This window comes from Streptomyces seoulensis, from assembly GCF_022846655.1.
Lineage (GTDB): Bacteria > Actinomycetota > Actinomycetes > Streptomycetales > Streptomycetaceae > Streptomyces.
Genome location: NZ_AP025667.1, coordinates 3767650 through 3785337 on the forward strand (window position 1 = coordinate 3767650; position 17688 = coordinate 3785337).

The 17688-nt window shown below is 73.7% G+C and carries 13 protein-coding genes; 6 read left to right on the forward strand and 7 right to left on the reverse strand.

Annotated features, from left to right (window positions below; genetic code table 11):
* Positions 1–15 precede the first annotated feature (15 nt).
* Positions 16–1623 (reverse strand): molybdopterin-dependent oxidoreductase, encoded by a 1608-nt coding sequence (locus HEK131_RS17375; protein ID WP_244336001.1) that lies wholly within the window; start codon positions 1621–1623, stop codon positions 16–18.
* Positions 1624–1912: 289 nt separating this feature from the next.
* Complete coding sequence (locus HEK131_RS17380; protein ID WP_217462036.1) at positions 1913–2497, reverse strand: TetR/AcrR family transcriptional regulator; 585 nt, start codon at positions 2495–2497, stop codon at positions 1913–1915.
* Between the two features lie 94 nt (positions 2498–2591).
* Here HEK131_RS17380 and HEK131_RS17385 point away from each other — a divergent pair, with 94 nt between their 5' ends.
* The gene (locus HEK131_RS17385; protein ID WP_217462037.1) at positions 2592–3836 is read left to right on the forward strand and encodes an NADH:flavin oxidoreductase/NADH oxidase family protein; all 1245 of its coding nucleotides are present in this window, start codon (positions 2592–2594) and stop codon (positions 3834–3836) included.
* Between the two features lie 65 nt (positions 3837–3901).
* Here HEK131_RS17385 and HEK131_RS17390 read toward each other — a convergent pair whose 3' ends face one another.
* The 5 genes from HEK131_RS17390 to HEK131_RS17410 form a co-directional block, all read right to left on the reverse strand.
* Complete coding sequence (locus HEK131_RS17390) at positions 3902–5497, reverse strand: succinic semialdehyde dehydrogenase (RefSeq protein ID WP_244336002.1); 1596 nt, start codon at positions 5495–5497, stop codon at positions 3902–3904.
* Between the two features lie 15 nt (positions 5498–5512).
* Positions 5513–6439 (reverse strand): acetoacetate decarboxylase family protein, encoded by a 927-nt coding sequence (locus tag HEK131_RS17395; RefSeq protein WP_244336003.1) that lies wholly within the window; start codon positions 6437–6439, stop codon positions 5513–5515.
* Positions 6440–6530: 91 nt separating this feature from the next.
* Complete coding sequence (locus HEK131_RS17400) at positions 6531–7505, reverse strand: alpha/beta hydrolase (RefSeq protein ID WP_217462040.1); 975 nt, start codon at positions 7503–7505, stop codon at positions 6531–6533.
* 174 nt (positions 7506–7679) lie between these two features.
* Complete coding sequence (locus tag HEK131_RS17405; RefSeq protein ID WP_244336004.1) at positions 7680–8405, reverse strand: sirohydrochlorin chelatase; 726 nt, start codon at positions 8403–8405, stop codon at positions 7680–7682.
* A 282-nt stretch (positions 8406–8687) separates the two neighbouring features.
* On the reverse strand, positions 8688–9860 hold the full coding sequence (locus HEK131_RS17410) for a uroporphyrinogen-III synthase (RefSeq protein ID WP_244336005.1): 1173 nt from the start codon (positions 9858–9860) through the stop codon (positions 8688–8690).
* A gap of 191 nt (positions 9861–10051) precedes the next feature.
* Here HEK131_RS17410 and HEK131_RS17415 point away from each other — a divergent pair, with 191 nt between their 5' ends.
* Genes HEK131_RS17415 through HEK131_RS17435 form a run of 5 tightly spaced genes read left to right on the forward strand, consistent with a single transcriptional unit; the run spans position 10052 to position 17676 of the window.
* Entirely contained in the window at positions 10052–12157 is a 2106-nt protein-coding gene (locus tag HEK131_RS17415; protein WP_244336006.1) for a molybdopterin oxidoreductase family protein, read from the forward strand.
* A complete protein-coding gene (locus HEK131_RS17420) occupies positions 12154–13374 on the forward strand; it encodes an NAD(P)/FAD-dependent oxidoreductase (protein ID WP_244336007.1) in 1221 nt (406 codons plus the stop codon). The genes HEK131_RS17415 and HEK131_RS17420 overlap by 4 nt, the downstream gene beginning before the upstream one ends.
* Positions 13371–15947 (forward strand): nitrite reductase large subunit NirB, encoded by a 2577-nt coding sequence (gene nirB / locus HEK131_RS17425; protein WP_244336008.1) that lies wholly within the window; start codon positions 13371–13373, stop codon positions 15945–15947. Before HEK131_RS17420 ends, nirB begins: the two co-directional genes overlap by 4 nt.
* On the forward strand, positions 15944–16333 hold the full coding sequence (locus HEK131_RS17430) for a nitrite reductase (NAD(P)H) small subunit (protein ID WP_217462046.1): 390 nt from the start codon (positions 15944–15946) through the stop codon (positions 16331–16333). The genes nirB and HEK131_RS17430 overlap by 4 nt, the downstream gene beginning before the upstream one ends.
* On the forward strand, positions 16324–17676 hold the full coding sequence (locus HEK131_RS17435; RefSeq protein WP_244336009.1) for a nitrate/nitrite transporter: 1353 nt from the start codon (positions 16324–16326) through the stop codon (positions 17674–17676). The genes HEK131_RS17430 and HEK131_RS17435 overlap by 10 nt, the downstream gene beginning before the upstream one ends.
* Positions 17677–17688: the final 12 nt, after the last annotated feature.

Sequence of the window (17688 nt, forward strand, 5' to 3'; positions counted from 1 at the left end):
ACTCGGTACGGCGGCTCAGTCCACGGTCACGACGACGGAGTGCCAGCCGCTGGCACCGTCGGGTATGGTCCGCGCGCGCTTCTCCGTCTGCACGCTTCCGCCGCGGTCGGTGGCGCGCACGGTGAGGGTGTGGGATCCCTTGCCGGCCTGCCAGGGGAAGGACCACTGGCGCCAGGTGTCACGCGTGTCCTCGGCAGCGAGGTGCGCCTCCTGCCAGGGGCCGTCGTCCACGCGGATCTCGACCTTGTCGATACCGCGGTGCTGGGCCCACGCGACGCCGGCCACCATCACGGTGCCGGTCTTCGGCCGGGCGAACGGCTTGGGCGTGTCGATCCGGGACTGGGTCTTGACGGGCGCCTTGCGCGCCCAGCCACGCTTGACCCAGTAGGGGTCGTAGGAGTCGAACGTGGTGAGCTCGATGTCCTGGATCCACTTGCAGGCGGAGACGTATCCGTACAGGCCGGGGACGAGCATGCGGACGGGGAAGCCGTGTTCGAAGGGCAGCGGTTCGCCGTTCATGCCGACGGCGAGCATGGCGTCGCGGCCGTCCATGATGTCCTCGACGGGCGTCCCGATGGTCATGCCGTCCACCGAGCGGGCGACCAACTGGTCGGCCGGTCCGCCGCGCGAGGGAGCCTTGACCCCGCATTCGGCCAGCAGGTCGGCCAGGCGCACGCCGGTCCAGCGGGCGTTGCCCACATACGGGCCGCCCACTTCGTTCGACACACACGTCATGGTGATGTGGCGCTCGATCAGCTTCCGGCGCAGCAGGTCGTCGAAGGTGAGGGTGAGCGGCCGGCTCACCCCCTCACCGTGGATGCGGAGTTGCCAGGCGGTGGCGTCGACCTTCGGCACCACCAGGGCGGTGTCCACGCGGTAGAAGTCACTGTTGGGCGTGAGGTAGGAGCTGACGCCGTCGACCCGCAAGGCCGCCCGCCGGGGTACCGGCCGGGCCGGGGAGCCGGGGCTCGGCAGGACGACCTGCTTGCGGGAGGCGACGGCGTCCCCCGCCCGGGAGGAGGTCAGCGACCTGCCGACCCCGCCCACGACGGCGGACCCGGCGGCCGCGGAGGTGGCCGCGATGACGAAGCCACGGCGGTCCCAGGTGTCCGGCGCGGCGGAATCGCTGTCAGCGCCCTTCGGTACGGCGGGAGTTGTGAGGCGTCCCGCCAGGAAGTACAGAAGTCCCGCTCCGGCGACGGCCCCGGCCAGGGACGGCAGCGCGTCGGTGAAGCCTCGGGAGTCGGGGCGGGTGAGGGCGGCCGCCGCGCCGATGACGCCGAACAGCAGGATCCCGGCGGCTCCGGCCACCCGGCGGCGCACCGCCAGCGCACCCAGCGCCAGGGCGAGGAGCGCGAGCACCACGAGGATGCCGAGCTGCAGCACCAGCTTGTCGTTGGTGCCGAAGTTGCGGATCGCCCAGTCCTTGAGCGCTGCCGGGGTCTGGTCGATGGAGGCTCCGCCGACCGCGACGACCGGGCTGGACTGGGGACGTACCGCAGCCGCGACCAGTTCGGCCAGGGCCAGTGAGGCGAAGCCGGACAGGATGCCGCTCAGCGCTCCCAGCGCCAGGCGCGGCAGACCCGGCGGCGGTGTCCTTGGGTCCCTCTGTTCTTCGCTCACGGGGGGAATCCGGTCCCGCGGCGGGGGTGGATTGGTGGCGTCCCCTGATCGGATGAAGACGTATCTCACACCAATCCGGGGCCGGTTCGGCGACGGATCTTACGTCTGCTGTGACGCTCGGGCGGGGCCGTGAGCGCGCCGAGTGCCGCCCTCGCACTGCTCGTTCACCAGGAGGATCCTGCCGACGTGTCCGCCGGCTTCCATGGGCCGGCGCGCCTCGGCGGCCTGGGGCATGCGCACGCTCTGGTCGACGACGAGCCGTACGGCTCCGCTCTCGACATGGGGCGCCCTACCGCGCCGCCGACAGGGAGAACACCGCCTGGACGGCCGCGCGGACCTGGGCCTCCACCACCTCGGGCGTCGAGGAGTCGAGCTTGCCGTCCAGGTGCAGGAAGGCCAGGCCGTGTACGAGCGCCCACACCGTGGTCGACAGCGCGTCCGGGTCGGCGTCGGGGAAGACGGCGCGCACGATGCCATGGACGTACCCGGAGATGGCGGCGGTCGCGGCGACGCGCTCCTCGCTGTTCGGGTCGCACGGCTCCGCGAACATCACCCGGAACATCGCGGGGCGGTCGAGCGCGAAACGCACGTACGCGACGGCGACCGCCGCGAGTTCGTCCGGCGTCCTGGGTGCGGGGTGGGCCGCGGCCAGGTGTCCGGCGAGTTCGCGGTACCCCTCGGCCGCGACCGCGGAGACCAGCGCGTCACGGTCCGCGTAGTGGCGATAGGGGGCCGTCGCCGACACGCCCGCCCGCCGCGCCACCGCCCGCAGCGAGAGTCCGGCGCTGCCGTCCTCCTCCAGCAGCTCCCGCGCGGCACGCAGGCAGGCCGCACGCAGATCGCCGTGGTGGTACGAGCTGCTCGCTTGCGGCATAGGTCACACTCCTCGAAGTTTACGGCGCTTACATTCCTGGCTTAATGTGAACGCTGTACACATTGTAAGCGATACAGAACGAGAGGTTAAGCGGATGACCAGCGAACTGTTCTCGCCGCTGCCCCTGCGCTCCGGGCAGGTACTGCGCAACCGGATCGCCAAGGCGGCCATGGAGGAGAACATGGCGGCCGACGGCCAGTTGCCTGGCGGCGAGTTGCTCGGGCTGTACCGGCGGTGGGCCGAGGGCGGTGCCGGACTGCTCATCACCGGCAACGTCATGGTGCATGCCGAGGCGCTGACCGGTCCGGCCGGAGTCGTGCTCGACGAGGCGGCGCCGCTGGAGCCGTTCGCCGAGTGGGCGAAGGCGGGCAAGGCGGGAGGCGGGGCGATCTGGATGCAGATCAACCACCCGGGCCGCCAGATCGGGTCCGACATGCCCGGCGTGGTGTGGGGGCCCTCCGCGGTCGGTGTCGAACTGGGCAAGCACAGCAGCCGTTTCGGCCGCCCGGTCGCCATGACCGCTCAGCAGATCGAGGAGACCGTCACCCGGTACGCGGTCACCGCCCGACGCGCCGAACAGGCGGGCTTCGACGGCGTCGAGGTCCACGCCGCGCACGGCTACCTGCTCTCGCAGTTCCTCTCTCCCCTGGTCAACCGGCGCACCGACCAGTGGGGCGGCTCGCTGGAGAACCGGGCCCGGATGCTGCTGGACGTGGTCCGCGCCGTACGGGCCGCCGTCTCACCGTCCTTCGCGGTCGCGGTCAAGCTGAACTCCGCCGACTTCCAGCGCGGCGGCTTCGACGCCGACGACGCGCGCCAGGTGATCGAGATGCTGGCGCCGCTCGGTGTCGACCTGGTCGAGCTGTCCGGCGGCAGCTACGAGAGCCCGGCGATGTCCGGCCGCGCGGCCGACGCGCGCACCCAGGCCCGCGAGGCGTACTTCCTCGACCTGGCGAAGGACCTGGTCGGCACCAGCCCGCTGCCGCTGATGCTCACCGGCGGCATCACCCGGCGCGAGACCGCGGAGCGGGTCCTCGACAGCGGGGTGGCGGTCATCGGGATGGGCACCGCCCTCGCGGTCACCCCCGACCTGCCCGGGCGCTGGCGCGCCGGCCGCGAGGCCGAGCGGCAGCTCAGGCCGGTGACCTGGTCCGACAAGGCGCTCGCCTCGGCCGCCGGCATGGCACAGGTCCGTCACCAGATGCGCCGGATAGCCCGCGGCAGCCGCCCCACGCCCGGCACCCACCCGGCGCTCGCCCTCCTCGCGGAGCAGCGCAGGCAGCGGCGGGCACTGCGCCGCTACCGCACCTGGCTGAGCACGGCAAGGGGCGCCGCGTAGCGCGAACCGTTCCCGCACGACAAGGCGGCGCGGCTCTGTCGGAGCCGCGCCGCCTTGTCGTCGGTTCAGCGGGAACCGATCGCCTTGAGCGCCTTGAGCCCGCCGGTCAGCAGCGCGGCCCACGTCTCGGGCGCGATGCCCGACGGCGGGGTGAACCCCTGTACACGCTGGTGAGCCACGGTCTGGGCCTCGGTGTACTTGAGGATGCCCTCGGCGCCGTGGCGTCGGCCGAGGCCGGAGTCGCCCATGCCGCCCATCGGCGCGTCGACGCTGCCCCACGCGGCGGCGAACGCCTCGTTGACGTTGACGGTGCCCGCGTGCAGCCGGGCTGCCACGGCGCGGCCCCGCGCACCACTACGGGACCACACACTGGCGTTGAGCCCGTACGGCGTGGAGTTGGCCCGCGCGACGGCCTCGCTGTCGTCGCGGACGGGGTAGACCGACACGACGGGGCCGAACGTCTCGTGGTCGTACAGCGTCATGTCGGGGGTGACGCCTGCGAGGACGGTCGGCTCGTAGAACAGCGGCCCGAGATCCGGGCGCGCCTTCCCGCCCGCGAGGACCCGCGCCCCCTTGGCCACGGCGTCGTCGACGTGCTCGGTGACGGTCTTGAGCTGGGCGGGTGTGGTGAGGCTGCCGACGTCGTAGCTGAAGTCGTACGAGCCGCCGACCTTGAGCCGCTGGGCGCGCGCCACGAACGCGGCCACGAACTCGTCGTGGACCGGATCGGCCACGTAGAGGCGCTCGACGGAGACGCAGAGCTGGCCGGCCGAGGGGAAGCAGGCGGCGACGGCACCGTCGGCGGCCTTCTCGATGTCGGCGTCGTCCAGGACGAGCATGGCGTTCTTGCCGCCGAGTTCGAGGGAGGCGCCGATGAGCCGCTCCCCCGCGTCCCGTGCGATCTTGCGGCCGCTGGCGGTGGAGCCGGTGAACATCATGTAGTCGGCGCCCGCCATCAGCGCGCCGCCGATGGAACTGCCCCGCCCGACCACCATCTGCCAGACCCCGGACGGGAGTCCGGCCTCCCGCATCAGTTCCAGCGACCACAGTGCGGTGAGCGCGGTCTGGGTGTCGGGCTTCTGGACGACGGCGTTGCCGGCCATGAGCGCCGCGATCGCGTCGCTCGCGGCCATGCTCAGCGGGTAGTTCCAGGGCGAGACGACCGCGACGACGCCCTTGGGGTGGCGCAGTTCGGTGGTGCGGGTGAGCAGGGGAATCGCGCCCCGGCGACGCTTGGGCGCGAGGTACCGGGCGCCGTTGCGGGCGTAGTAGCGGGACACGACGGCGATGTCCACGACTTCGAGGAACGCGTCCCGGCGGGTCTTTCCGTTCTCGGCCTGCATCAGGTCCAGCGCCTCGTCCTGGCGGGCGAGGACGAGGTCGTGGAAGCGGAGCAGGATCTTCTTCCGCTCGCTCAGCGGGGTGGCGGCCCAGGTCCGCTGGGCGATGCGGGCCCGTGCGAAGGCGTCCTCGACGTCGGCGGGCGTGGAGACCGGCAGGTCGGCCAGCGGTGCGCCGGTGTAGGGGGCGGTGGTGGTCACGCGTACGGCGTCGGGGGCGGCGGTGATCCGTGCCGCCAATCGCTCGATGCGGGCCGGTGTCAGGGACGCGGGCAGACCGGTGAAGCGGGCGGTGGTGGGGGTGGCTTGGTCGACGGCCATGGCGGGGCTCCTCACTTACCGGCTGCGGACCGAGGTCGGGACCGGCATGTGCAGGGCGAGCTGGCCCTCGGTCACGACGTCGAACTGGACGGTCCGGATCGGCCTGAGGGAGCGCAGGTCGTCGGCCATGCGGCCCTCCCCCACCTCGAGTCCGACGTCACGCGGGACGAGTGCGGTGCCGGACGCCAGCACGTTGGTCTGGCTCAGGGTGGAGTGCCAGGCGTCGCCGATCGACGTGTACGAGGTGAGGGAGGAGACCCGCTCGCCGCTCGGGTGGATGGTCTGGGCCGGGGTGGGCGCCGAGAGCGCCAGGTCGGTGCCGCCGGAGTCGTTGGCCACGCGCGCGGTGGTGCGCTGCGCGTCGATGTCGACGTCCAGGCCCGTGACCCACTTGGGGAAGCCGTAGCCGTCGTGGCCGCGCACCTGGGCGATCTCCGTGCTGACCGGGAGGGAGAGCACGTAGGAGTCGAGGCGCTCGTTCTTGAGGGCGGCGACGAGGTCGAAGAAGCCGAGCCTGCCGTGCCGGGCCGGCTTCACGGCGATGCCGACGGCGGCCTCGGTGTAAAAGTCGATGTCGCACACGTCGTACCGGAAGAACATCGCCGAGACCAGGCCCAGGCCCGGCGCGACCTCCAGCGGTGCCAGTTCGCGGGGCAGCCGGGAGCGGATGGCGCGGGTGGGCGCGAGCATCGTGAGCCGGGCTGTGGAGAGGCGGTAGTAGAAGTTCGGGGTCAGCGTGGGGCCGATCGGGGAGTCGACCTTGGTCTTCGGCAGCTCGCGGAAGAAGTCCACGCCGCTGACGCGGGGGTCGCGGGCGACCTCGTCGAGGTCGGTCTCCATCCGGTACCGGTCGTACAGACCGCCCTTGGGGACGGTGACCGTACGGCCGCCGAGGTCGACCTCGACTGTCTCCCGCTGCGGTTCCTGCTGGGACGAGGGCATGGCACGGCTCCAGAGCTCGCAAGTTGACGGTGATTACATCAGGGTAGCCACCCGATGTAAGCACCGTCAACAATGTGCCGTGCCCTCCGCCTCAGTCGTCGTGCAGAGCCGTCCCCAGGAAGTCGATGGCGATCTTGCGGGCGATGTTGGCCGCCCTGGTGTCGCGCAGGCTGTCCAGGAGCAGGAAGTCGTGGACCATGCCCGCGACCCGGACCGAGGTGACGTCGATGCCCGCCTCGCGGAGCTTGTTGGCGTACTGCTCGCCCTCGTCGCGCAGGACGTCCGCCTCGTCGGTGATGACCAGGGTGGGCGGCAGTCCCTCCAGCTCGCTCAGGGACGCCTGGAGCGGGGCGGCGTACACCTCGTTGCGCTCGGACGGCTCGGAGGTGTAGGCGTCCCAGAACCACTTCATGCCGTCACGGGTGAGGTAGTACCCCTCGGCGAACTGGTTGTAGGACGGCGTGTCGAAGTCGGCGTTCGTGACCGGGTAGAGGAGGCACTGGGCCTTGAGGTCGATGCCGCCGCGGTCCTTGTTCATCAGCGCGAACACCGCCGCCATGCAGCCGCCGACCGACTCGCCGGTGACGGCGATGCTGGAGGTGTCCAGGCCGTGCTCCGCGCCGTGTTCGAGGACCCACCGGCCCACGGCGTAGTTCTGCTCCACCTGGGTGGGGTACTTCGCCTCCGGCGCGCGGTCGTAGACCGGGAAGACACCCGCGGCGCCCGCGCCGACGGTGAGTTCGCGGAAGAGGCGGTCGTGGGTCTTGTCGTCGCCGAACACCCAGCCGGCGCCGTGGATGTAGAACAGCACCGGCAGCGGGCCGGTCACCCCCTTGGGCCGGATGATGCGGGTGCGGACCGTCCCCCACTCCCCGGCGTCCACGTCGACCCACTCCTCGTCCACCTCGGGACGGGGCACGCTGGTGTCGCTCTGGAGGTCGGCGAGGATGGCCCGGCCCTGTTCCGGCGGGACCTCGTAGATCCGGGGGTGCGGGTCGGTCGCCTCGGCCAGCTCCTTCGCGGCCGGTTCGAGGTACGGGGTGATGGGCGGCGGGATGTCGGGCATGGCCACTCCTTGGAATGGGCACACGAGTGCCTCGTCGCGCGGCTTACCCAGCCGCTGGTGGTGACGGGTACCCCGAGACGGTGTCCGTCCACGCGGGCGCGCCCCCGAGGGGACGAACCCCTCGTCCATGTTTCGCGCCCTCGCCGCCGACCGCAAACGGGCGGCCGCGCGGCGTCAGCGGGCCAGGACCGGTCCGCGTGCCTCCACGGGCCGCCCCGCCCGCGCCCCCTCGTCGTACCGGCGCAGCACCAGTTCCGTGACCGAGGGATGGGTGCCGAGGGGGGCTGTCGTCCAGCGGGCGTCGGTCCCGGTCAGGGTGCGGGCGAAGTGGCCGGGGGCCAGGAGGTGGGCCGCCAGGGCCACGTCCGCATGGCCCGCCGCCCGCAAGTCGGCCACCGCTTCGGCGGGTGACGGGCCTTCGCCGGAGGCGAAGGCGACCGCCACCGGGGCGTGAAGGCGGGCCGACAGCAGGCGGGCCGATTCCGCGGTGTCCGCCCGGGCGCGGGGGTCGGAGGAGCCGGCGGCGGCCAGGACGACCGGTCCGCCGTCCGCCGGGCGGCCCGCCTCGGCCAGGCGGGCGGCCAGGGCGTCCGCCAGCAACGGAGAAGGGCCGAGGGCCGGGGCCACCCGTACCGTGCCGGGGCTCACGTCCGCCAGCAGGGCCGGGAGGTCGGCGTGTACGTGGTAGCCCCTGGCCAGCAGCAGGGGGACCGCGACGGCGGGGCCGGGCAGCGAGGCCAGCGCCTGCGGCACCGAGGGCTCCACCAGGCTCAGCCAGGCGAGCTCCACCCGCAGTCCGGGCCGGGTCCGGCGCACCTCGTCCAGCAGGGCGCGTACGGTACGCACCCCTTCCTCGTCCCGGGTGCCGTGCGCCACCGCCAGCAGCGTGGGTGCGCTCATCGGGCACCGCCTCGCGGGCGGGCCGGGGCCCTGGTGGACCCGGACTCGGGCACCGTCCGGACCAGGTCCGCACGGGGCCACGGCGCCGCCCTCAGCCGGTCGGTACCTTGCGCCACCCTCGGCAGCCCGTACCGTGCGTTCATCGGGCACCGCCCTCCCGCCGGGCCGGGGCCCTGGTGGACCCGGACTCGGGCACCGTCCGGACCAGGTCCGCACGGGGCCACGGCGCCGCCCGCAGCCGGTCGGTACCTTGCGCCACCCTCGGCAGCGCGTGCCGTGCGTTCATCGGGCACCGCCGTCCCGCCGGGCCGGGGCTTCCGTCGCCAGTCGGTATCCGCGCTTGGGCACCGTGCGGACGAGACTCGCGTACGGGCCCAGTGCCGCCCGCAGCCGGGTGACCGCCGCCTCCACCGCGTGCTCGTCCGCGCCCTGGCCCGGCCATACCCGGCGCAGCAGGTCGGGGCGGCCGACCACCCAGCCCGGCCGTTCGGCGAGCGCCCGCAGGACCCGGGCCGACCCTGGCGTCAGCCACACCGCTTCGGCCGGAGCCTCGTCGCCGCCCAGCAGCAGCGCGTTGCCCTGGAGGATCAGCGTGCGGTCGCCGGCCGGGACCAGGTACCGGTTCCGGCCGGGGAGCGTGGCGGTGAGCAGGTGGACCATCGCTCCCAGTCTGCCTCGTTCGGGCCACACCGGCTCCGCGCCCACCTCCAGCAGCGGCCGGGCGCACACCGCGCCGACGCACAGGGCCAGCACGTCCGTGCGCAGCCGCTCCAGGACCGTCTCGTACCGGCCCGCCGCCTCCGCGTGTTCCAGGAACGAGGTGATGGCGGGCGCGGAGGTGAACAGCAGGGCGTGCACCTCGCCGCGCGCCGTGGCCTCCGCCAGCCGTCGCACCGGCTCGGGGTCCTGCGGCGGCGCCCACCGGTACACCGGCACCTCCACTACCTCCGCGCCCCGCTCCCGTAGCGCCGCGGCGAGTCCCGGCAGGGGCGCCCCGTGTTCCTGCACCGCGACCCGCCGGCCCCGCAGGTCCCGCGCGAGCAGCCAGGTGCGCAGTTCGTCCACCGCCTCCGAGGCGGGCGAATACGTCTCCGTGGTGCCGCAGGCCCGTACCGCGCCCGTCGCCTTCGGACCCCGCGAGAGCACTGCGGCCTCCCGGCAGGCGGTGGTCAGCGCGGCGCCGTAGCCCCAGCCCTCTGCGGCGCTCATCCAGCCCCGCCAGCCGACGCCGGTGGTCGCCACCACATAGTCCAGCGGGGCCGCGAGGCACCGCTCGGTGGCCGCGCGGAGTGCCGCGTCGTCCTCCAGCGGCACGATGCGCAGCGCGGGCGCCTCCACCACCCGCGCCCCGCGCCGACGCAGCAGCGCCGTCAGCTCCTCACGCCTGCGTGCCGCCGTGACGCCCACCGTGAAGCCGGTGAGTTCGGCGGCCGTCTCCCTGGTACCGGCCTTCATGCCCCGAGGCTGCGGGGGCACGATGTCACGGCCGTTGCCAGCCGGTCACGTCCCGGTTACCGCAACGGGCGTGCGCGTTACGGAAGATGTCCTCTCCCGCACACCGCTCCGGCGGCGCTGTGCGCGTCCCGTACCGCACGGGCAACGCGGCCGAGCGCGAGTGGAAACGGCGGCGGGCCAGCCTCGTTGCCATGACCGACACTCACTGCCCGTACTGCTCCCTCCAGTGCGGCATGCGGCTGCGCGCCACCGGCGGGGTCCCCGAGGTCTCCGGGCGCGACGAATTCCCGGTGAACCGGGGCGCGTTGTGCGGGAAGGGACAGACCTCGGCCGCACTGCTGGCGCCCGGTGCGCGACTGGCCGCACCCCTGGTGCGTGACGCCGACGGCCTGCGCGAGGCGTCCTGGGACGAGGCGCTGGACCGGGTCGCGTCGGCGATGACCGCCACCGCCGGGACCCACGGGCCGGACGCGGTGGGGGTGTTCGGCGGTGGCGGGCTCACGAACGAGAAGGCTTACCTGCTGGGCAAGTTCGCCCGTGTCGCGCTGCGCACCCGCTCGATCGACTACAACGGCCGCTTCTGCATGTCCTCCGCGGCCGCCGCCTCCCGCGCCGCGTTCGGTCTGGACCGCGGCCTGCCCTTCCCGCTCGCGGACGTGGCACGGACCGGCTGCGTGATCCTGGTCGGCGCCAACCCGGCCGAGACGATGCCGCCCGCCGTGCGCTACCTGCGGGAGCTGAGGGAGAACGGCGGCACCCTCGTGGTCGTCGACCCGCGCCGCACCCGCACCGCCGAACTGGCCGACCTGCACCTCCAGCCCCTCCCCGGCACGGACCTGGCCCTGGCGCTCGGCCTGCTCCATCTCGCCATCTCCGAAGGGCACTTGGACGAGGAGTTCATCGCCGCCCGCACCACCGGCTGGGCCGACGCACGCGCCGCCGCCATGGCCCACTGGCCCGAACGCGTGGAGGCGCTGACCGGGGTACCCGTGCCGCGACTCCGTGAAGCGGTGGCCCTGTTCACCCGCACCCCGCACGCGATGGTGCTCACCGCGCGCGGGCCCGAACAGCAGAGCAAGGGCACCGCGACCGTGGGCGCCTGGATCGACCTGTGTCTGGCCACCGGCCGGGCCGGACGGCCGCTGAGCGGATACGGCTGCCTCACCGGGCAGGGCAACGGCCAGGGTGGCCGCGAACACGGCCAGAAGTCCGACCAGTTGCCCGGCTACCGCTCCCTGGAGGACCCGGAGGCACGGGCGCACGTCGCCGGCGTCTGGGGCGTGGACCCCGGCGCCCTGCCGCACTCCGGGCCGTCGGCGTACGAGCTCCTGGAATCCCTCGGCCGGCCCGGCGGGGTCCGCGCGCTGCTCGTCATGGGGTCCAACCCGGTCGTCTCCGCCCCGGACGCCGCCCGCGTCACACGTCGGCTGGCCGCGCTGGACCATCTCGCGGTGTGCGACGTCGTGCTGTCCGAGACGGCGCTGATGGCCGATGTCGTCCTGCCGGTGACCCAGTGGGCCGAGGAGACCGGCACCCTCACCAACCTGGAGGGCCGCGTCCTGCTGCGCCAGGCCGCCGTCACGCCTCCGCCCGGCGTCCGCAGCGACCTGGCCGTACTGCGCGGCCTGGCCCGACGCCTGGGCCACGCGACCGGGTTCCCCGACGCCCCCGAGGAGGTCTTCGCCGAGCTGCGCCGGGCCACGGCCGGGGCGCCCGCCGACTACTCCGGCATCTCCTACGACCGCATCACGGCCGAGGACGGCGTCTTCTGGCCCTGCCCGGCCCCGGAGCACCCCGGCACCCCGCGCCTCTTCCTCGACCGCTTCGCCCACCCCGACGGCCGGGCCCGCTTCACCGCGCCCTCGCACCGCCCCGCCGCCGAGGAACCCGACGACGCCTACCCGCTCCACCTCACCACCGGGCGCACCGTCACCCACTACCAGAGCGGCGCCCAGACCCGCCGGGTGCCGGAACTGGCCGCCGCCGCGCCCGGACCGTACGTCGAGCTGCACCCCGACCTCGCCACCGGGCTCGGGGTCCGCGACGGGGACCCGCTCACCGTCACGAGCCGCCGGGGCACCGTCACCGCCCCGGCCCGTGTCACCCCCGCCATCCGGCCCGACACGGTCTTCATGCCGTTCCACTGGCCCGGCCCGGAACGTGCCAACCTGCTCACCAACCCGGCCCTCGACCCGGTCTCCCGGATGCCGGAGTTCAAGGTGTGCGCGGTGCGGGTCGAGAAAGCGGTGCTCCCCCGGGTCGGCGCACCCGCGGCTCCGGTGGCGGTCACCGCGTGAAGCCCCGCCGCATCGCCGTCGTCGGCGCCGGGATGGCCGCCGCGCGCCTCGCCCAGCAGCTCCACGCCCACGCCGGGCCGACGGATACCACCCTCTACGGCGCCGAACCCCACGCCCCTTACAACCGCGCCCTGTTGGCCGACGTACTCGCAGGGCGGCACCGGCCCGGTGCCGTCGCGCTGCCGACCTGGGACGCACGGGTGCGCACCGGGACCGAGGTCGTCGCCGTCGACGTCCGGGGCCGCACCCTCACCCTCGCCGACGGCAGCCGCGAGACCTACGACGACCTGGTCCTCGCCACCGGCGCCGAGCCCGTACTGCCGCCGCTGCGCGGGCTCGGCGACGCGTCGGGCGGCGTACACGTGCTGCGCTCCCTCACCGACTGCACACGCCTCATCCGCGACGCGGACACCGCCGGCCGTGCCGTGGTGATCGGCGGTGGTGTGCTGGGCGTCGGCACCGCGCACGCCCTCGCCGCCCGCGGTCTGCCCGTGGACATCGTCCACCAGGGCCCCCACCTGGTCGAACGCCATCTCGACAGCCGGGCCGGCGCAGCCCTGCGCACCACACTGGCCCGCCTCGGTGTGACGGTCCACCCCGGCGAGCGCGCCACGGCGCTGGACGGCGGCGAGCGCGTCACCGGGGTCACCCTGGCGGACGGCCGCCGCCTCGACGCCGACCTGGTGGTCCTCGCCTGCGGAGTGCGCCCCCGCACCGCCCTCGCCCGCGCCGCCGGACTGCCCGTACGGCACGGGGTCGTGGTGGACGACACCCTCGCCTGCGCCCCGCACACCTACGCCCTCGGTGACTGCGCCGAACACCGCGCCGCGCCGCACGGCATGGCCATGGCCGCCTGGGACCAGGCCGACGTGCTCGCCGCCCGCCTCTCCGGCACCGACCCCGGCGCGCGCTACACCGGCTCCCGGCCGATGTCGCGTCTCACCGCCGGCCCTGTGGAGTTCGCCGCGTTCGGCGCGTGCGACGACGCCGCCGAGGAGGGCGCCGACGTGCTGCGCATCGGGGATGCCACCCGTGGCGCCTACAAGAAGCTCGTGCTGCGCGGCGACCGGATCGTCGGCGCCGTCCTCGTCGGCGACCTCGCCACCGCGGGCACCCTCACCCGCGCCTACCTCACCGGCCGCCCTGTAGGCCCGGACCCGCTGTCCCTGCTCACCGCATCGCCGTCCGCCCGAGTCATCGAGGAGTCCCGCCCATGACCGCCCCCACCACCCGACAGCCGAAGGAACTGGTGCTCGTCGGCCACGGCATGGTCGGCCAGCGCTTCCTGGAGGCGCTGTACGAGCAGCCGGGCGCCGACGCCTGGCACGTCACCGTCCTCGCCGAGGAGCCCCGGCCCGCCTACGACCGCGTCCACCTGACCAGTTGGTTCTCCGGCACGCCCGCCGAGGAACTGAACGTGGTGCCGGACGGGTTCCTGACGCGGCACGGCATCTCCCTCCACCTCGGCGACCCCGCCACCGCCGTCGACCGCACCGCCCGCACCGTCACCAGCGCCTCCGGGCGTGTCCTGCGCTACGACGCGCTGGTTCTCGCCACCGGCTCGTACCCCTTCGTACCGCCCGTGCCCGGTCATGACCTCCCCGGCTGTCACGTGTACCGCACGCTCGACGACGTCCGCGCCATCCGCGAGGACGCCGCGCGCGCCCGGACCGGGATCGTCGTCGGCGGCGGACTGCTCGGCCTGGAGGCGGCCGGTGCGCTGCGCGCCCTCGGTCTGGACACGCATGTGGTGGAGTTCGCCCCGCGACTCATGGCGCTCCAGGTCGACGAGGGCGGCGGAGCGGTGCTGCGCCGCAAGATCGAGGAGCTGGGTGTACGCGTGCACACCGGCGCCGGTACGTCGGCCGTGGACGCGGGCGACGACGGACGCGTCCGGGCGGCGCGGCTGTCGGACGGCACCGAACTCCCGGCCGGACTGGTGGTGTTCTCGGCCGGGGTCCGCGCCCGTGATCGACTGGCCCGCGACTGCGGCCTGCCGGTGGGAGAGCGCGGCGGCATCACCGTGGACGCCTCCTGCCGCACCGCCGACCCGCGCGTCTGGGCCATCGGCGAGTGCGCCCAGGCGGCCGACGGGCGGGTATACGGGCTCGTCGCTCCCGGCTATGCGATGGCGGAGACCGCAGCACGGCAACTGTGCCGAGGAACAGGTGAGTTCACCGGCGCGGACCTCTCCACCAAGCTCAAGCTGCTCGGCGTCGACGTGGCCAGCTTCGGCGACCCGCACGGCACCGCCGACGGCGCCCTCGACGTCACCTTCACCGACAGCCGCTCCGGTGTCTACAAGAAGCTCGTCATCGGCGCCGACGACACCCTCCTCGGGGGCGTCCTGGTGGGCGACACGGAGGCGTACGGCGTACTGCGCCCGCTCACCCTCGCCGGGAAGCCGCTGACCGTACCGCCGGAGCGACTGGTGCTGCCCTCCGGCCAAGGCGGGACCGGTGCGGTGGAGTTGCCCGACGACGCGGTGCTCTGCTCCTGCCACGGCGTGACCGGACGTGCTGTCCGCGCCGCCGTGCGGGACCAAGGGCTCACCGATGTCGCCGAGGTCAAGAAGTGCACCAAGGCCGGTACCGGATGCGGGAGTTGTCTCGGGGTGCTCGGCACCGTGGTCCGGGACGAGCTGGCCGCGTCGGGCGCCGAGGTCTCCCGCGACCTGTGCGAGCACTTCGCCCACACCCGCGCCGAGCTGTACGAGATCGTCCGCGTCCGGGGCATCACCGACTTCACCACCCTCCTCGACCACCACGGCACCGGCGAGGGCTGCGACATCTGCAAGCCCGTCGTCGCCTCGATCCTGGCGAGCCTGGGCAACGGCCATGTCCTGGACGGCGAACAGGCGGCCCTGCAGGACACCAACGACCACCACCTCGCCAACCTCCAGCGCAACGGCTCCTATTCGGTCGTGCCGCGCGTGCCGGGCGGCGAGATCACGCCGGAGAAGCTGATCGTCATCGGCGAGGTGGCCCGCGACTTCGGCCTGTACACCAAGATCACCGGCGGACAGCGCATCGATCTCTTCGGCGTCCGCGTCGACCAGCTCCCCGCCGTCTGGCGCCGCCTGGTCGACGCCGGCTTCGAATCCGGCCACGCCTACGGCAAGGCGCTGCGCACCGTGAAGTCCTGCGTCGGGCAGACCTGGTGCCGGTACGGCGTACAGGACTCCACGGCGCTCGCCATCGAACTGGAGCTGCGCTACCGGGGACTACGTGCCCCGCACAAGCTGAAGTCGGCCGTCTCCGGGTGCGCCCGCGAGTGCGCCGAGGCGCAGTCCAAGGACTTCGGGATCATCGCCACGTCCACCGGCTGGAACCTGTACGTCGGCGGCAACGGCGGCACCACCCCGCGCCACGCGGACCTGCTCGCCACCGGCCTGGACAAGGCGACCCTCGTCCGCACCATCGACCGGTTCCTGATGTTCTACATCCGCACCGCCGACCGCCTGGAGCGCACCGCGCCCTGGCTGGAGCGGCTGGAGGGCGGCCTGGAGCATCTGCGCGCCGTCGTGCTGGACGACTCGCTGGGCATCGCGGCCGACCTCGACGCCCAGATGGCCCGCCATGTCTCCGGATACGCGGACGAGTGGGCCGCCGTACTGGACGACCCCGACCGGCTGCGCCGCTTCACCTCCTTCGCCAACGCCCCCGACGTGCCCGACCCCACCGTCACCTTCGTGACCGAACGCGAGCAGATACGCCCCGCCCGGCCCGGCGAGCACGGGCGCCCGCCGCGGGACCTCGTCCTCACGGCCGCCGAGGAGGCCGGGCGATGACGGATGTGGTGGTCGAGGTCCGGCACGGTGTCCGCTGGGTCCCCGTCCTGAGGTACGCCGACCTCGTCCCCGGCCGGGGTGTGGCCGTACTCCTCGGCGACGAGCAGGTCGCCCTCTTCCGCGACCGGGACGGGCATCTCCACGCGGTCGGCAACCGCGACCCGTTCAGCGGCGCCCAGGTCATGTCCCGCGGCCTGCTCGGCAGCCGGGGGAGCACTCGCGTCGTCGCCTCCCCCATGTACAAGCAGGTCTTCGACCTGAGCACCGGCACCTGTCTCGACGAGCCCACCGCGCCCGACGGCACGCCCGCCCGGCTGCCCGTGTGGCGGGTACGCACCACTCCCCCGTACGTCCCGAGCCCCGAAGGCGGTCCCTCATGCCTGTGACCAGCGCCCACCCGGCCGATCCGCCCGGCGTTCGTGACGACGGCCCGCCCCTGCGCCGGCTGCTCCCCGGCCGGCGTCGCGAACTCACCGGCTGGCGCCCCGAGGACCCCGCCTTCTGGCAGGCGGGCGGCGCCCGCATCGCCCGCCGCAACCTGGTGTGGTCCGTCCTCGCCGAGCACGTCGGGTTCTCGGTGTGGAGCCTGTGGTCCGTCCTGGTCCTCTTCCTCGGGCCCGAGTACGGCATCGACCCGGCCGGCAAGTTCCTCCTGACCGCCCTGCCGACCGCGCTCGGCGCGCTGCTGCGCGTGCCGTACGCCCGTGCCGTCGCCGTGTTCGGCGGGCGCACCTGGACCGTGGTCAGCGCGCTGCTCCTGCTCGTCCCCGCCGTGGCGACCGCCGTCGTGCTGGAGCCCGGCGCCTCGTACGGCACCCTGCTGCTCACCGCCTGCCTCGCGGGGGTCGGCGGCGGCAACTTCGCGTCCTCCATGGCGAACGTCAACGCGTACTACCCCCAAGCCCTCAAGGGCTGGGCCCTCGGTGTCAACGCGGGCGGGGGCAACCTCGGTGTCCCGGCGGTGCAGTTGGCGGGGCTCGCCGTCCTCGCCACGGTCGGCGCTGGCCGTCCTCGCGTGCTGGTGCTGCTCTACGTGCCGCTCATCGTCGCCGCCGCCGTGTGCGCCTTCCTCCGCATGGACGACCTGCGCGTGCCCCGGCCGCCCGGTCAACTGCGCGTCCTGCTCGGGTGGCGGCACACCTGGCTGGTATCCCTGCTGTACGTGGGCACGTTCGGCTCGTTCATCGGCTTCTCGTTCGCCTTCGGCCAGGTGCTCCAGGTGCAGTTCGCGGAGGAGTTCGGCACGCCGGTCAGCGCCGCGTACCTGACCTTCCTCGGTCCGCTGCTCGGCTCCCTCGTGCGTCCCGTGGGCGGCCGCCTCGCCGACCGCTTCGGCGGGGCACGGGTGAGCCTGGCGGCCTTCGCGGCGATGGCGGGCGGCGCCCTGCTGGCGCTGGCCGCATCGAGGGCCCACTCGCTGCCCCTGTTCATGACGGCGTTCACCGCTCTGTTCGTCCTAAGCGGCCTGGGCAACGGCTCGACCTACAAGATGATCCCGACCCTGTGCCGGACCGCTCCCGACAGCGAGGCCCGCACCTCGGCCCTCATCGGCTTCGCCGGGGCGGTCGGCGCCTTCGGGGGCGTCCTGGTCAACATCGCCTTCCGCCAGTCGTTCCTGGCGGTCGGGAACGGCGACGCGGCGTACGTGGCGTTCGTCGCCGCGTACGTGGTCTGCGCGGGCGTGACCTGGGCGGCGTACGTCCGCCGAGATCCGCGGCTCCCGGCCTGACGCGGGGCCGGG

What these genes read in the sequence shown, in the direction of transcription:
- nirB (WP_244336008.1), top strand. Translation starts at nt 13,371, where the DNA reads ATGACCGCCCCCACCACCCGACAGCCGAAGGAACTGGTGCTCGTCGGC.
- HEK131_RS17435 (WP_244336009.1), top strand. Translation starts at nt 16,324, where the DNA reads ATGCCTGTGACCAGCGCCCACCCGGCCGATCCGCCCGGCGTTCGTGAC.
- HEK131_RS17395 (WP_244336003.1), bottom strand. Translation starts at nt 6,439, where the DNA reads ATGCCCTCGTCCCAGCAGGAACCGCAGCGGGAGACAGTCGAGGTCGAC.
- HEK131_RS17400 (WP_217462040.1), bottom strand. Translation starts at nt 7,505, where the DNA reads ATGCCCGACATCCCGCCGCCCATCACCCCGTACCTCGAACCGGCCGCG.
- HEK131_RS17405 (WP_244336004.1), bottom strand. Translation starts at nt 8,405, where the DNA reads ATGAGCGCACCCACGCTGCTGGCGGTGGCGCACGGCACCCGGGACGAG.
- HEK131_RS17385 (WP_217462037.1), top strand. Translation starts at nt 2,592, where the DNA reads ATGACCAGCGAACTGTTCTCGCCGCTGCCCCTGCGCTCCGGGCAGGTA.
- HEK131_RS17415 (WP_244336006.1), top strand. Translation starts at nt 10,052, where the DNA reads ATGACCGACACTCACTGCCCGTACTGCTCCCTCCAGTGCGGCATGCGG.
- HEK131_RS17390 (WP_244336002.1), bottom strand. Translation starts at nt 5,497, where the DNA reads ATGGCCGTCGACCAAGCCACCCCCACCACCGCCCGCTTCACCGGTCTG.
- HEK131_RS17430 (WP_217462046.1), top strand. Translation starts at nt 15,944, where the DNA reads ATGACGGATGTGGTGGTCGAGGTCCGGCACGGTGTCCGCTGGGTCCCC.
- HEK131_RS17380 (WP_217462036.1), bottom strand. Translation starts at nt 2,497, where the DNA reads ATGCCGCAAGCGAGCAGCTCGTACCACCACGGCGATCTGCGTGCGGCC.
- HEK131_RS17410 (WP_244336005.1), bottom strand. Translation starts at nt 9,860, where the DNA reads ATGAAGGCCGGTACCAGGGAGACGGCCGCCGAACTCACCGGCTTCACG.